This is a genomic window from Streptomyces abikoensis, assembly GCF_014648775.1.
Lineage (GTDB): Bacteria > Actinomycetota > Actinomycetes > Streptomycetales > Streptomycetaceae > Streptomyces > Streptomyces abikoensis.
This window is the reverse complement of sequence record NZ_BMRT01000011.1, coordinates 51,788-65,304: the sequence shown is the minus strand read 5'-3', so window position 1 is coordinate 65,304 and position 13,517 is coordinate 51,788. Positions and strand designations below refer to the sequence as shown.

The 13,517-nt window shown below is 72.1% G+C and carries 13 protein-coding genes; 4 read left to right on the top strand and 9 right to left on the bottom strand.

Annotation, left to right across the window (positions count from 1 at the left end):
• Positions 1-73 precede the first annotated feature (73 nt).
• From IE096_RS27780 to IE096_RS27770, 3 genes are all read right to left on the bottom strand, one after another.
• Positions 74-652: a PadR family transcriptional regulator gene (locus IE096_RS27780; RefSeq protein ID WP_189456305.1), complete on the bottom strand. Its 579-nt coding sequence runs from the start codon at positions 650-652 to the stop codon at positions 74-76.
• Positions 653-756: 104 nt separating this feature from the next.
• Positions 757-1,995 carry a serine hydrolase domain-containing protein gene (locus IE096_RS27775; protein WP_189456303.1) on the bottom strand — a complete coding sequence of 413 codons (1,239 nt, stop codon included), beginning with the start codon at positions 1,993-1,995 and terminating at the stop codon, positions 757-759.
• 92 nt (positions 1,996-2,087) lie between these two features.
• Positions 2,088-2,918, bottom strand: a complete 831-nt coding sequence (locus IE096_RS27770) for a LysR family transcriptional regulator (protein WP_189456452.1) — start codon at positions 2,916-2,918, stop codon at positions 2,088-2,090.
• A 123-nt stretch (positions 2,919-3,041) separates the two neighbouring features.
• Between IE096_RS27770 and IE096_RS27765 the strand changes: the two genes are divergently transcribed.
• Entirely contained in the window at positions 3,042-3,737 is a 696-nt protein-coding gene (locus IE096_RS27765; RefSeq protein ID WP_189456301.1) for an SDR family NAD(P)-dependent oxidoreductase, read from the top strand.
• A 4-nt stretch (positions 3,738-3,741) separates the two neighbouring features.
• Here IE096_RS27765 and IE096_RS27760 read toward each other — a convergent pair whose 3' ends face one another.
• From IE096_RS27760 to IE096_RS27750, 3 genes are all read right to left on the bottom strand, one after another.
• On the bottom strand, positions 3,742-5,055 hold the full coding sequence (locus IE096_RS27760; protein ID WP_189456299.1) for an LCP family protein: 1,314 nt from the start codon (positions 5,053-5,055) through the stop codon (positions 3,742-3,744).
• On the bottom strand, positions 5,048-5,506 hold the full coding sequence (locus IE096_RS27755; RefSeq protein ID WP_189456297.1) for a DUF6542 domain-containing protein: 459 nt from the start codon (positions 5,504-5,506) through the stop codon (positions 5,048-5,050). The genes IE096_RS27760 and IE096_RS27755 overlap by 8 nt, the downstream gene beginning before the upstream one ends.
• A 258-nt stretch (positions 5,507-5,764) precedes the next feature.
• Positions 5,765-6,688 carry a LysR family transcriptional regulator gene (locus IE096_RS27750; RefSeq protein WP_189456295.1) on the bottom strand — a complete coding sequence of 308 codons (924 nt, stop codon included), beginning with the start codon at positions 6,686-6,688 and terminating at the stop codon, positions 5,765-5,767.
• 72 nt (positions 6,689-6,760) lie between these two features.
• On the opposite strand from IE096_RS27750, the gene IE096_RS27745 reads away from it, so the two are divergent.
• Both IE096_RS27745 and IE096_RS27740 read left to right on the top strand, forming a co-directional pair.
• Entirely contained in the window at positions 6,761-7,357 is a 597-nt protein-coding gene (locus tag IE096_RS27745; RefSeq protein WP_229820658.1) for a maleylpyruvate isomerase family mycothiol-dependent enzyme, read from the top strand.
• A gap of 175 nt (positions 7,358-7,532) precedes the next feature.
• Positions 7,533-8,198 carry a hypothetical protein gene (locus tag IE096_RS27740; protein ID WP_189456293.1) on the top strand — a complete coding sequence of 222 codons (666 nt, stop codon included), beginning with the start codon at positions 7,533-7,535 and terminating at the stop codon, positions 8,196-8,198.
• A 120-nt stretch (positions 8,199-8,318) separates the two neighbouring features.
• Here IE096_RS27740 and IE096_RS27735 read toward each other — a convergent pair whose 3' ends face one another.
• Together IE096_RS27735 and IE096_RS27730 are read right to left on the bottom strand one after the other, a co-directional pair.
• Entirely contained in the window at positions 8,319-8,921 is a 603-nt protein-coding gene (locus tag IE096_RS27735; protein WP_189456291.1) for a ricin-type beta-trefoil lectin domain protein, read from the bottom strand.
• A gap of 133 nt (positions 8,922-9,054) precedes the next feature.
• Positions 9,055-10,467, bottom strand: a complete 1,413-nt coding sequence (locus IE096_RS27730; RefSeq protein ID WP_189456287.1) for an MFS transporter — start codon at positions 10,465-10,467, stop codon at positions 9,055-9,057.
• Positions 10,468-10,706: 239 nt separating this feature from the next.
• Between IE096_RS27730 and IE096_RS27725 the strand changes: the two genes are divergently transcribed.
• Positions 10,707-12,221, top strand: coding sequence for an LCP family protein (locus IE096_RS27725; protein WP_189456286.1), 1,515 nt, complete (start codon positions 10,707-10,709; stop codon positions 12,219-12,221).
• Between the two features lie 322 nt (positions 12,222-12,543).
• On the opposite strand, the gene IE096_RS27720 is transcribed toward IE096_RS27725, so the two are convergent.
• Positions 12,544-13,452 (bottom strand): LysR substrate-binding domain-containing protein, encoded by a 909-nt coding sequence (locus tag IE096_RS27720; protein WP_189456284.1) that lies wholly within the window; start codon positions 13,450-13,452, stop codon positions 12,544-12,546.
• Positions 13,453-13,517: the final 65 nt, after the last annotated feature.

Genomic DNA, 13,517 nt, shown 5'->3' with positions numbered 1-13,517 from the left:
TCGCCTTTCCGGCTGGGGTCGGGGGTGGTGGACGGTGTGGGGTGGCGCTGTCGGTGGGGGCGTGGGTGCGGCCCTACGGGCCCGGGCGCTCGGCGGCCCGTGCCGCCTGGATGCGGCGGAGGGTGGCGAGCACGTCCTCCAGCCAGGCGAGCGTCATCCGCTCGTAGGCGATGCCGCCGCGCAGCACGACGTGCTGCAGCTCCCGCATGTCGTCCAGGTGCGCGGGGGCATCGGGGCCGGTGAAGTCGCGCAGCTCGCCCGCGAGGTAGTGCGTCAGCCGTTCGGAGTGCGCCTGCTGGTACCGCTCGACCTGGCGGATCAGGGCTGCCGGGTCGTCGAAGGCGGCACCCCGGATCTTCACGGCGAGGTCGTGCCGGACGCTCTCGGGTTCGATGGGCTCGTGGAGCCAGTCGGAGAGAGCGGCCTGCCCGGCAGCGGCGACCGAATAATGCTTCTTGTCCGGCTTGCCCTGCTGTGACACCTCATGGACGTCGATCCAGCCGTCCCCCTCCATCCGTTTGAGGACGCGGTAGATCTGCTGGTGGGTGGCGGTCCAGAAGTAGCCGATGGACCGGTCGAAGCGCCGGGCCAGCTCATAGCCGGAGCCCGGCTTCTCCAGCAGAGAGACGAGGATCGCGTGCTCGAGCGCCATACGCGGGATCCTCTATGCAACTCGTTTCATAGACAAGTGGCCCGAGCACGGTGAGACACGGCTCACGCCCCACGGCTTACGCCCCCTCGGGCGAGGTGCGCCTGTTACCCGGCGTTCACCGCCTGACCGGCCGGACGGGACGCCGGCTTGGTGACCGCGTCCGCTATGCGCAGCACCATCTCCATCTGGGACTTGTCCCGGTGTGTGGGCGTCCAGGAGTACGCCACCCTGCGCTGGAGGTCCCGCGTCGCCACCACCGCCGAGTTGTAGCCGTACCTCTCCCCCGTCTTGCCCCACAGCGTCACTCCGTTCACCGTCACCGTCTGGAGGCCCATGCTGTAGGAGGCCGGGGAGCCGTCCGGCAACCGCACGTCGGCGCCCGGCAGCGTGAACATCTTGTCGAGCGTCGCCTCGGGCAGCAGCTTTCCGGGGGTGAACAGGGCCGTGATGAAGCGGTCCAGGTCGCCCGTGGTGGAGATCAGCTCGCCCTCGCCCCAGGCCTCGGACTGGTCGAACTCCGTGGCGTCCTTCAGCGTGCCGTCCGACATCGCCAGGTATCCGTGGACGTGCGGGCCGTGGATCTTCGGGTCGTCGCCCGGGAAGGAGGTGTGACGGAGACCCAGCGGACGCAGGACGCGCTCGCCTATCGCCTTGGCGTACGGCTTGCCCGTCGTCTTCTCGATGAGCATGGCCGCCAGGACGTAGTTCATCCCCCGGTACTCCTGCTTCGTGCCGGGCGTGAACTTCATCGGGCCGTCGGGCAGGGTGGCCACGATCTCCTTGGGCGTCCACTGGTCGTAGCGGTGCTCCAGGATCCGCTCCGGGGTGTCCCTCTTCGGGATGCCCGCGTCGCTCTCGTCCGGCAGGCCGCTGGTGTGGTTGAGGAGCTGCGAGACCTTGATGGGCGCGTAGCTCTTGGGGAGCAGGCCCGGCAGGTAGTCCTGGACCGGCTTGTCCAGGTCGATCCGGCCCTCCGCCGACAACTGGAGCACCACCGTCGCGACGAAGACCTTCGTGATGCTGCCCGCCCGGAAGGTGTCGTCCGCCCGGACGGGCGCGCCCGTCCTGATGTCCGCCACGCCCGCCGTGCCGTACCACTGGCCGGCCCTGCCGCCGACTCTCAGCTGTGCGGCCGTGGCCTGCGGGTGGTCCAGGTCGGAGATGGCCGCGCGCAGGGCCGCCGTGTCGAGCGGCGGCACGACGGACCTCGCCGGCCCGGCCGCCGTGGAGACGTCGGACTGCGGCGTGGCCGCGAACGCGGCGGGAGCGGTGGCACCGGCGAGGAGAGCGGCGGACAGTGCGGCGCCCACGAGGGCCCGGCGGGAGAGGAAGCTCGAAGTCATGAAGATCATGATTCCGGCGCCGGGCCCGGCCCGGCATCCGGTAACGCCCCTGAGCCACCCCTGACGCACCCCTGATCAAGGACCAGGGGCGATCAGCACGAGGGACGGAGCGGCGGCGCGGAGCGCAGCGTCGCGGTGGCGATGTCCAGGAAGTCCGGCACGGGGCCGGTGCGACCGCTCTCCAGTACCGCGAGACACGTCTCGACGGGCGGGGCGTCGGTGACCGTCACGTAGACGAGGGCGGGGCGGGAGTACGAGCGCGCGACGCTGAGGGGGACGAGCGCGATGCCCTGTCCGGAGGCGATGAGCTCGAACTTCTCCTCCAGCGAGGACGGGCGCCCCGTCCTGCCGTCGAGGACCGGTTCACCGTCGAGATCGGCCAGGGTGAGGGCGTGGCGGTCGGCCAGGGGATGCGTCACGGGCAGGCACGCGACCTTGGTCTCGTGACCGATGGGGACGGTGCGCAGCCCCGAGTCGTCGAAGGGGCGCCGGAGGTACCCCACGTGCGCGCGGCCGTCGCGGAGCGGCGCGTCCCGTTCCCACCAGCGCAGCGGAAAGACATCGATCTCGACCTCCGGATGCCTCGCCGTGAACGCCCGGATCGCGTCCGACACGTGCAGGCCGGGCGAGAAGCCGACGACGAGCCGCTGCTCGCCCCGGTGGGCCTCGCGCACGCGCCGCAGCGCCACGTCCACCACCGCGGTGATCCTTGACGCCTCGTCATACAGCTGTTTCCCCGCCGCCGTCAGCTCGACGCTGCGCGTAGAACGCGTGAACAACGGGCATCCCAGCTCCCGCTCGAACGCGCGGATCTGCCGGCTGAGGACCGGCTGGGCGACGAACAGCGCCTGTGCCGCCCGGCCGAAGTGCAGGTGCTCGGCCACCGCGACGAAATAGCGGAGCTTCCGCAGATCCAATTCCACGTCCAGATTCATGCCGTGACGGTATCAATCCGGTCCGAAGGGTATTGGACGCCCGGCCGGTACCACGCGGAGACTTGCAGCGTTCGCGACACCCCGAACTCCCCTACTTGCTTGAGGAATCAGATGCACAACGCCCGCAGGACAGCCCTCGTCGTCGGCGCTTCACGGACCCTGGGCCTCGGGCTCGCCGCCGAGCTCCTCCGTCGCGACTGGGACGTCATCGGCACGGTCCGCGGCAGCCGGCGCACCGGCCTCCACGACCTGGCCGAAGCGTCGGGAGGGCGGCTGACCGTCGAGTCATTGGAGATGACCGAGCCGCAGCAGGTTTCGGCGCTGCGCGACCGGCTGGCACGACGCACTCTCGACCTGCTCTTCGTCAACGCCGCCATCACACGCGGCGACATCCCGATCGGTGAGGTCCCGACGGACATGTTCACCGAAGTCATGATCACCAACGCGCTCGGCCCGATGCGCGTCGTGGAGTCCCTCGACCCGCTGGTCGCGCCGACCGGGACCATCGGCGTCATGTCCTCCGCCCAGGGAAGCGTCTCCCTGAACACCGAGGGCGGACAGGACCTTTACCGGGCCAGCAAATCCGCGCTGAACCAGTTGATGCGCTGCTACGCCGCCCGCCACGCCGAGGACACGCGGACGCTGCTGCTCATGGACCCCGGCTGGGTCCGCACCGAACTCGGCGGGCCCGACGCCGATCTCAGCGTGGAGGAGAGCGTTCCGGGGGTGGCGGAGACGATCGAGCGCCAGCAGGGGAAGCCCGGCCTCCACTTCCTTGACCACAAGGGACAGGTCGTGCCCTGGTAGCGCATCAGTTGACACAAGGAATACCGCCTTCCTTCACCGACTCGCCCGCGAAGCCGCCACCCGGCGACGAGGAGGGGGACGAGGCCGTGGCCGAGGACGGAGACGAAGGCGGAGACGAGGACAGGGACGGGGACGAGGACGGGGACTGGGTGGACCCGCCGATCCTCTCCCGCACGAGGGCCCGGATCTTGTCCTGGTCGACGAGTTCCACTTCCTCGTTGTTGCGGTTCGCCGGCCCTTCCGTCGGCAAGGTGTTGAACTCGACGTTGCCGCCGGTGAGGTTGCCGGCCTGCCGGGCGAAATCGATCACGTTCAGTTTGCTGTCGACGACCAGGTCCTTCTTCACCACCCCGAACAGACCCCGCAACTTGCCCAGGTCGTCGAAGACGCCCTGGGTCTTGAGCTTGTGGGTGACGGAGGAGAGGAACGCCTGCTGCCGGTGGGTCCGGTCCAGGTCGCCGCCGTCCAGCCCGTGCCGCTGGCGGACGAAGGCCAGCGCCTGTTTGGGGTCCAGCTCCTGGAGGCCGGCGGGGAAGTCGGCGCCGGAGTAGCGGTCGCGCACCGGGCGCTTCAGGCACACCTGGATCGGCTGGAGCACCTTGGCGATGTCGTAGAAGCCCAGCAGGTTGACCTCGGCGAAGTGGTCGATCGGCACCCCGAGGAACTTCTGCACGGTGGCCAGGGTCGCCTCCCGGCCCGACTCCCTGCTCCCGGCCTCCAGATCACTGCCGCGTACGCCTTCCCGGTAGAGCCGCTCCCGGGCACCGGTGTAGGCGTGGGAATACGCCTCCTTGATCTTGAAGTGCCCCTGGGGCGAGCCGTCGCCGTTGAAGGTCTGGACGTAGTCGTCCCGGGGGATGGAGAACGCCTGGACCTTTCCCCCGTCGGCGGGGATGTGCATCAGGATCAGGGTGTTGGTGTTGTAGTAGCCGATGTCGCTCGACCCCGCGTGGAGCTGGTCCTGGACGAATTCCTTCGGCAGGTCGTCGCCGTTCATGTCCTTGCGGGAGTCGAGGCCTATGAGCAGCAGGTTGACGGAGTCGTCGAGATGCCTCGGCGCGTTCCGCCCGACCCTGTCGAGGGCGTCGGAGGTGTGGAGACCGCCCGTGATCCAGCGGTACGCGGCCCAGGAGACGCCGCTGGTCGCCAGGACGGCGGCGGAGGCGAGGCCGGCGACGACCCGCCCGGCGACGACCGCGCGGGGCGTACGGCGGGGTGTACGTCCGCCGCCCCGGTGCCGGGCGGGTCGTCGCCGGCCTCGCCTCCGCCCACCGGCCCCCTCGACGCCGTGCCGTGCGGCACCCTGCTCTTCACGCACCGTTCCTCCTCGTGGTCCGCCGGGACCGGATCCATCGCGCGGCCAGCACGGCGAGGAGGGCGGCCTCGGCCGCCGCCATCGCCGGGAAGGCGTTGACGGCCCAGTGCACGGCCGCGGTCGCGAACCCCTTGCCGTGGCCTTCCGCCGCGCCGCCGCTCAGCCCCTCGGCGACCGCCGTAACCGGCGCCACCACCAGCGGCGGGGCGTACGCCACCCACCAGGCGCCCGCCCGTGAGCAGGTCGCGGCCGCGAGAACCGCGGCGACGACCGCTGTCACCACGAAAGCCCGGCCGGGCGCGGAACCGGTCAGCGCGTCCACGGCGATCCCGGCCACCGGCAGCGCGAGGGCGGTGAGGGCGGCGGTCAGGGCCGCTCTACGGGGTCGCGCCCGCGACCCGCAGCGTCTCCTCCCGTGCCGCGCGGCCGCCGCGGGGCCCCGAGGGGTCGGCACCCGCCGCGTCGTCCGTATACGGGGGCGCGGCGGGTCGGCCCTTTGGTCTGCCGTCGGCATTCCGGATTGCATAGTTGCGCAATATAGCAAGTGTCGGTGCCGTCGAAGCGGACGGGTCCTGCCGCCCGCGTCAGACGTGCGGGACGCCGGGCGACCGTGTCGCCCGGCAGGTCACGCCAGCAGGTCACAACGGCCACGTCACGACCCGCGCCGGACGGGCGAGTGGGAACCGGCCGCGGCTTCTTCGGAGCGGCTCCTTCAGACCGGCGTGGAGCGGGCCGGCGGGAACGCCTGGCGCATGCGCGCGAGGAGGGCCTTGGCCGCCGGGGCGGCGGGGCCGTCCGCCGGCCAGGCGAGGGCGACCCGGCCACGGAGCCCCGGATCGGTGACGGCAAGGGTGCGCAGGCCCAGCGCGGCGGCCTCCTCGGGCGGCAGCTCGGGGAGGACGGCCACCCCGAGGCCACGGGCGGCGAGCCGGGCCAGCAGCTTCGGCGCGGCGCCCTCGAAGGCGATGCGGGGCTCGAACCCGGCCTGCTCACAGGCGTGTTCGAGCACCGCGCGCAGACCCGTGCCGCGAGGCAGGCTGATCAGTGAACGGTCGGCGAGCGCCCTCAGCGGAAGCACGGCGCGACCGGCGGACGCGAGCAGCGGATCGTCCGGGGCCATGGCCGCGACCAGCGGCGTGTCGACGACGACCTGGAGATCGACGCCCGGCAGGGGGCCCTGACCGGCGAGGCCGACGACGGCGAGGTCGAGTTCGCCGAGGCGCAGGGCCGCGAGCATCCGCTCGGACGTGTCCTCGGTGAGCGCTATCTCGACCCGTGGGTGGTCCTCGTGGAAGTCGGCCAGCACGGTGGCCACTTCGAATCCGTCGGCGACCGCGCCCGAGACGAGCCCGATGGTGACCTGCCCCCGCATGAGCCCGGTGAACTCGTCCACCGTCTGCCGCAGCCCCTCGACGGCCGCGAGCGCCGCCCGGGCGTAGGGCAGGACCGCCTCGCCCACGGCGGTCGTCGTCACGGTGCCGCCGGTGCGGTCCAGCAAGGTCTGCCCGAGCTCTCGTTCCAGCTGCCGGATCTGGGCGCTCACCCCCGGCTGGGCGAGGTGGAGGCGGGCGGCGGCGCGGGTGAAGTTGGCCTCCTCGACGACGGTGAGGAAGTACTTCAGCTGACGGAGCTCCATAAGCGGGGATTCTAGTGGCGAGAAGTACCCGCTCTTGGACTTCTGGCCGGTGGCTCGATCAGGCTGGTGGTCATGACGAGCGTGACGATGGATGTCCGTACGGCGATAGCGTCGGAGCGGTGTGAACTCGCCGATGTCCTCGACGGCCTGACCGAGGAGCAGTGGAACGCGCCCTCGCTGTGCGCGGGCTGGCGGGTGCGGGAGGTCGCCGCCCACATGAGCCAGGGCTTCCGGTACTCGTTCGGCAGGACGGCGCTGGAACTCGTCCGGTCGGGCGGCGGTCTCCACAAGATGACGGACCGCCTCGCGCGCCGCGACGCCGCCGCCCTGTCCCCGCGCGAGATCGCCCAGGCGCTGCGGGACAACGCCCGTCACCCCTGGACGCCTCCGGTGGGCGGCCTCCCGGCGGCGCTCGGGCACGACGTGGTCCACGGCCTGGACATCACCGTCCCCCTCGGCCTCGGCCGCCGGGTCCCCGAGGAGCGTCTGCGGATCGTGTTCGGGACCGTCCAGCCGCGCACGCTCCGGTTCTTCAAGGCGAAGCTCGACGGCGTCGAACTGCGCGCCACCGACCTCGAGTGGTCGTACGGCGCGGGCAGGACGGTGGCGAGGCCCGCCCAGGAGCTCCTGCTGCTCGCGTACGGGCGCGAACTCCCGACGGGGAGGTAACGCTCCGTCATCTCGCCGTGTCGCTCAGGGCATTCGAGCCCCCAGGGAGGGGTGGGTGAATGCCGTAAAGGTGACGCATCACATTTAACCCGTCACCCTTCCACCGGTCGGCAGTTAACTCGAAGTGAAAGTACGCCGGTCATACGTGCGCCGGCGTCGACTGGAGGGGAATCCTGTGAGCATCATCCAGCGGGTCGCCGCGGCCGCCACGCTCGTCGTCACCACCATGGGTGTCGGCTGCGGAACCGCCTCGGCCGCTTCCGGGCACGGCGAGGGTTACACGAACATCTACTGCAACAACCCGTACAACGCCAGCCTGGTCGACGCCTCCGGCGGAACGGCGGTGGTGCGGCAGGCGCAGGACCTCCTGGGTGTCGGCGTGGGCGGCGACGGGACGGGTGGTTCCGGCGCCGGCGGCACGGGCTCGGGTGGCAACGCCTCCAGCGGTGACGCCAGCGGCGGTTCGGCCGGTGCCGGCGGTGGGGGCAGCGTCTTCGGCGGCGGCAGCCCGGACGCCTCGGGCGGCAGCGGCACCAGCGGCCCGGCCTCGGGCGGTCCCGGCACGGGCGGCGTCGGCGCCGGCGGCCCGGGCAGCGGCGGCTCCGGTTCGACCAACGGCGCCCAGCACCAGGGGGCGACGGCCAACGGCGGCAAGGGCGGCACGGCGGACCTCTCCAACGTCCAGCAGGCCAACCACAACCGTTGCGGGCAGACCTCGGAGTCCCAGGTAAGCAATACGGTCGACAGGAGCACCACGATCGACAACAGCACGTCGATCGACAAGTCCGTCAGGACGAACAACCAGCGCTACGACCGCGTCGGCCGCCACCCGCAGCACTGAGGGAACGCACTGAGGGAACGGCGCTGAGGGAACGCGCTGAGCCGCGGCTGACGGCCCGATAGCGCGCCCCCGGGGGTGTTCCGCCGTGACGAACACGGCGGAACACCCCCGTCTTCGTGGTCAGGCCGGGTCGATGCGCCACCACTGCTGGGACTGGAAGTTCTTGGCCCACAGCTGCGCCCGGGCGCCGTCGCCGGGCACGTTGGTGTCGCGGTCCAGGACGGTGTTGCCGCCGTTGTAGAACAGGTCGTTGTAGAGCGCGAGGTCGTTCCGGAAGCCGAACCAGCGTTGTTGTGCCGTTCCATTGCACTGCCACAGCTGCACCCTGGTGCCGTTGCGGCCGGCGCCGTTGGTGTCGGCGTCGAGGCACATGCCCCGGAACCGGACGCTCTCCACCGCCCCGTTGTCCCAGGAGATCCACGCCTGCTGGCCACTGCCGTTGCACTTCCAGACCTGCACCTTGGTGCCGTTGCCGCCCGCGTTGGCGTCCGCGTCGAGGCACTGGCCGGGCGTCGGCCCGTAAAGGCTGGCGATCCTGACGACCCCGGCCCGGACCCGCGCGCCGAGGGTGAGGGCGCCTTGATGGGCTCTCTGGAGCGAGGTCGCGGCGGCGTTGCCGGTGTCCGCCGGTCGTGCGTCGCGGGGCGCGGCCGTGGCGAGGCCGGTTCCGGTGAGCAGCGTCGTCGTCAGCGTGAGACCGATCACCACGTGTCGGGATGACATGGATGATCCCCTTCCTGATTCGGTCACGAGCGCGCATCATGTCGTGGTCATGACTAGCCCTGCGGGCGGCGACCGTCCATACGCGGACAGCCGTCCATACGCAGAACCGGCCACCCGCGGAACCCGGCCGCCCCTACCGCCCCGCCCGCAGCGTCGCCACGCCCGCCAGAGCCGCGGCGGCGGCGAGGGTGAGGACGGGGAGCGGCGGCAGGACCGAGCCCGCGCCACGGCCGTCGCCCAGTTCGAGGGTGAGGGTGACGACGGCGATACCGAGAGCGGTGCCCAGGGCCCGGGCCGTGTTGACCATGCCGCCTCCCGTGCCGGACAGCTCTCGCGGCACGGCCCGCATCAGGGCCTCGTTGTTGGACGGGGTGAACAGGCCGAGCCCCAGGCCCAGCACGGCGAGCCAGCAGATCAGCCACCGGTCCACGGGGGCGGCGAACGCCAGTCCCAGCAGCCCCGCCATGGACAGCGCGGCCCCGGTCAGAGCGCGGCGCCGACCGTTCCACCGCCGGGGAAGCAGGTGTTCCTGGAGGTTGGAGGCGAGCGCGAAAGCGGCGGGCAGCGCGCCGAGGAGCAGACCCGCCCGCATCTCGCTCCCCCCGTGCCGCGTCAGCACCAGGGGGACGAGCACCAGCGGCCCGAAGAGGACGAGGTACCCGGCCAGGGCCCCCACCAGCCCCCATCCGACCCGCCGGTCCCCCAGCAGCGACAGCGGCACCAAGGGTTCGGGGGCGCGCGCCTCGCGCCGGGCGAAACCCCGGAACGCCGCCGCCGACACCGCGAGCAGCACCACGCCGGACCAGCCCGGCAGCGGCGTGCCGGAGAACACCGAGACCCCGCCCAGCAGCGCGGCCGACGCCACCGCGAGCCAGACCGTCCCCCGCAGGTCGAAGCGGGCACCGCCGGCCCGTTCGACGGTCCGGGGCAGCAGATAGCGGCCGAGCAGCGTCGCCAGGACGCCGACCGGCACGTTGATCCAGAACACCCAGCGCCAGCCCACCGTCGACACCAGCACCCCGCCCAGCGTCGGCCCGACCGCCAGGCCCAGCGCCTGCCCGCCCGCCTGCATGCCCAGCGCGGTGCGCAGCTTCTCGCGCGGGGCGACCAGGCTGACCAGGGCCACGCTGTTGCCCGCCAGCATGGCCGCTCCCAGCGCCTGTACGCCGCGGAAGCACACCAGGGTCGTCAGGTCGGGGGCCAGGGAGCAGGCGGCGGAGGAGAGCGCGAACAGGCCGAAGCCGTGGAGGTAGACGAGCTTGCGGCCCAGCACGTCCGACACGTGGCCGACCGCGACCAGCACCGCCGCGGTGACCAGCATGTACACCAGCGACACCCATTGCACGGCGGCCAGCCGCTCGCCGAACTCCCGCTCCAGGCTCGGGTAGGTGAGGGTGACGATGCTCGCGTCCAGCTGGCTCATGAAGCCGCCGAAACAGACCGTCAGCACCGCCAACTGCCAGGAGACGGGCGACTCCCGTACCCATCGCGGCCGCGCGCGCTCGCGCGGTATCCGCGTCCTCCACCCCGTGGGCCGGTCGTCCATGGAGAACACTGTCGGCGCGGGCCGGCGAGGACGGACGGCCGGGCGCACCCGCGGGCACCGGGTTCACCGGATCGGCGCAGATGACGGTGTCGTGGCCGTCGGCTCTTCCCCCCTCGGGTGGTTCCTGGAAATCGCAGGCCACGACCACCCCGACTCTTGCTACATTGCGCAACTGCACAACTGACGAGTGGGGCGAGCCGGCCGTTCCTCCCGGTAGCCACGCGGACGAAAGCGCACATATGACAGGCACATCGGTGGCTCCGCGGCGCCAGAGCCGGCAGGCCATCCGCACCCGGGAGCGCCGTCGCGGCCGGGTGCGGCTCATCACCGCCATATCGGCGTCCACGGTCGTGCTGATGGCGGCGGCCGGGGCCTGGCTCTCCTACGAGTTCGACGGCAACATCGACAGCTTCGGCGCGGAAGGCCTTTCGAAGGACCGTCCCGCCGCCGGCTTCGGCGGCCGGAACGTCCTGGTCATCGGCTCGGACTCGCGCTCCGGGGACAACGCGCGGATGGGCGGCGGAGGCGACGACTTCGGCCGTTCGGACACCGCCTTCCTCCTGCACGTCTACGGCGACCGGAAGCACGCCGTCGCGGTGTCCATCCCCCGCGACAGCCTCGTCGACATCCCCTCGTGCCGGCTCCCCGACGGCACGTGGACGGCTCCGCAGACCGGCGTGATGTTCAACTCGGCCTTCTCGGTCGGGCGCACCGCGAAGGGCAATCCGGCCTGCACGCAGAACACGGTGGAGAAGCTGACCGGTCTGCGCGTCGACCACACGGTCGTCGTGGACTTCGTGGGGTTCTCGAAGATGACGTCCGCCGTCGGCGGTGTCGACGTCTGCCTGCCCGACGACGTCTACCAGGGCGATCTGAACCCCAACCTCGGCTCCAAGGGCCTGCTGATCTTCCCCAAGGGCCCGCGCACCGTCTCCGGCCAGGAGGCCCTGGACTACGTGCGGCTGCGGCACGGCACAGGGGACGGCTCCGACATCGGCCGCATCAAGCGGCAGCAGGCGTTCGTCGCCGCCCTCATCAAGAAGGTGAAGGGCCAGGGCTTCAACCCCACCACCCTGCTGCCGCTGGCGGACGCGGCCACCAAGTCCATGACGGTCGACCCCGGCCTCGACTCGGCCCGCAAGCTCTTCTCCTTCGCGATGTCGATGAAGGACATCGACCTCCACGACACCAAGTTCGTCACCCTGCCCTGGCAGTACCAGGGCAACCGGGTGGCGATCGTCCACCCCGACGCGGACGCCCTGTGGGACGCGATCAGGAACGACCGCACCATCGACGGCCGGAACGCGCGCGGCAGGCAGGACGACAAGCCGCCCGCACCGGCCGCCGCCGGCCCGTCCCCCGTGTCCGGCTCGGGCATCAGCGTGGCCGTGCGCAACGGCACCGCGACGCCGGGCCTGGCCGCCCGCGCGGCCGAGATGCTCAAGGGCAGCGGATTCACCGTCACCGGCACCGCGAACAGCCGCTCCCGCCAGGGGGCGGCCACGACCGTCGCCTACGGTCCCGGGCAGCAGGACCACGCCCGGACCGTCGCCCGTCTGTTCCCCGGCGCGGAACTGCGTCCCTCCGGTACGCCGGGCGTCACCGTCACCCTGGGCCAGGCGTACGCGGCCGACCCGGCCGCCGCCGGGACGGCGGCGCCTGCCACGCCGGTGCCCACGGCCGTGCCCGGCCAGGTGGCGGGCACGGCCCGGTCGGCGGACGACGACGTGTGTTCCAACCTGTCCTACGGGTGACCGGGAGCGCCCCCGCCCGTCGGCTCCGACGACCCGGAGGGGGAGGCGGGGGCGAGCCTCAGCATGGACCGGATCCTCACCGCCCTCGCCGGGCGGGCTGGCGCCTGACCGCCCTCGCCCTCGATCCACGGCGCGATCGCGGCGGCGTACCGCCCCGCTCCCGCTGGCAGTGGCGCCGTCATCTCGCCTCGCGGGGAGCCGAGTTGGTCTCGGCCTTCCTCACCGGCTGGTCCGAGGGCGGGCGGAGCGGCGACAGGGAGGTGACACACGCGTCGAGCAGCCGCCACCCGTAAGGCCGCTACGGGCGCGGCGCCCCCTCCGCTCACACGCCGTGCTCCGGGCCCATCTGCCGGGTGATCAGCTCCAGTAGGCGCCGCACGGCGGCGTCCGCGTCGGGCCGGTGCACGGCGGCGACGGTCGTGCGGAGGTACGGAGAGGAGTCCCGGAGCGGCACGAAGGCGATGCCCGGAACGGGGAAGTCGCGCAGGTCCTCCGGCAGGAGGCTGACGCACAGTCCGGCGGCCACGTAGCCGAGCAGGCCGCTGAGATCGTCCGCGTCGGCGCGGCGGCGTGGCGTGAACCCGGCGTCCTGGCAGGCGCGTTGGGCCTGGAGGGCGAGCCCGGGCAGGGCTGTCGTGCTGGGGAGGACGAAGTCGTCGTCGCGCAGGTCCGCGAGGGCGATCGACCCGGCACCGGCCAGGCGGTGTTCGTCCGGCACGGCGGCGACGACGCGTTCGACGGCGAAGGCGTGGGCCTCGAGGTCCTCCGGTATGGGTGAGGGGTCGCGGAGGAAGGCGAGGTCCAGGGTCCCGGCGCCGGTCATCTCCACGAGCGCGGCCGTGGAGTCCTGGCGCAGCTGGACGCGCAGGCCGGGAAGCTCGTCGGCCGCGGCGCGCAGCAGCCGGGGCAGATGGCGGTGGCTGAGGATGCTCACGTACCCCACGCGCACCTCGCCCTCCAGGCCGTGCGCGACGCGCCGCACCCGTTCGACGGCGGCGGTCCGCGCGTCGAGGAGCCGCCGCGCCTCCACGGCGAAGGCGGCCCCCGCCGGGGTGAGGCGCACGCCGCCCGGCCCCCGGTCCAGCAGCGTCACCCCGAGACCTCGCTCAAGGCGCTGCATCGCCTGGCTGAGCGGGGGCTGGCTCATCGACAGCCGTTCCGCGGCGCGCCCGAAGTGCTTCTCCTCGGCGAGCACCAGGAACTGCTCGAGCAGGCGTTGGGTGAGCTCCATATGCCAGAGCATATCGAATCCGCGCCAAACATATATTGGACAGAATCGCGGCCGGAGGAGTGAGG

What these genes read in the sequence shown, in the direction of transcription:
- IE096_RS27780 (WP_189456305.1), bottom strand. Translation starts at nt 652, where the DNA reads ATGGCGCTCGAGCACGCGATCCTCGTCTCTCTGCTGGAGAAGCCGGGC.
- IE096_RS27775 (WP_189456303.1), bottom strand. Translation starts at nt 1,995, where the DNA reads ATGACTTCGAGCTTCCTCTCCCGCCGGGCCCTCGTGGGCGCCGCACTG.
- IE096_RS27765 (WP_189456301.1), top strand. Translation starts at nt 3,042, where the DNA reads ATGCACAACGCCCGCAGGACAGCCCTCGTCGTCGGCGCTTCACGGACC.
- IE096_RS27750 (WP_189456295.1), bottom strand. Translation starts at nt 6,688, where the DNA reads ATGGAGCTCCGTCAGCTGAAGTACTTCCTCACCGTCGTCGAGGAGGCC.
- IE096_RS27745 (WP_229820658.1), top strand. Translation starts at nt 6,761, where the DNA reads ATGACGAGCGTGACGATGGATGTCCGTACGGCGATAGCGTCGGAGCGG.
- IE096_RS27735 (WP_189456291.1), bottom strand. Translation starts at nt 8,921, where the DNA reads ATGTCATCCCGACACGTGGTGATCGGTCTCACGCTGACGACGACGCTG.
- IE096_RS27730 (WP_189456287.1), bottom strand. Translation starts at nt 10,467, where the DNA reads ATGGACGACCGGCCCACGGGGTGGAGGACGCGGATACCGCGCGAGCGC.
- IE096_RS27725 (WP_189456286.1), top strand. Translation starts at nt 10,707, where the DNA reads ATGACAGGCACATCGGTGGCTCCGCGGCGCCAGAGCCGGCAGGCCATC.
- IE096_RS27720 (WP_189456284.1), bottom strand. Translation starts at nt 13,452, where the DNA reads ATGGAGCTCACCCAACGCCTGCTCGAGCAGTTCCTGGTGCTCGCCGAG.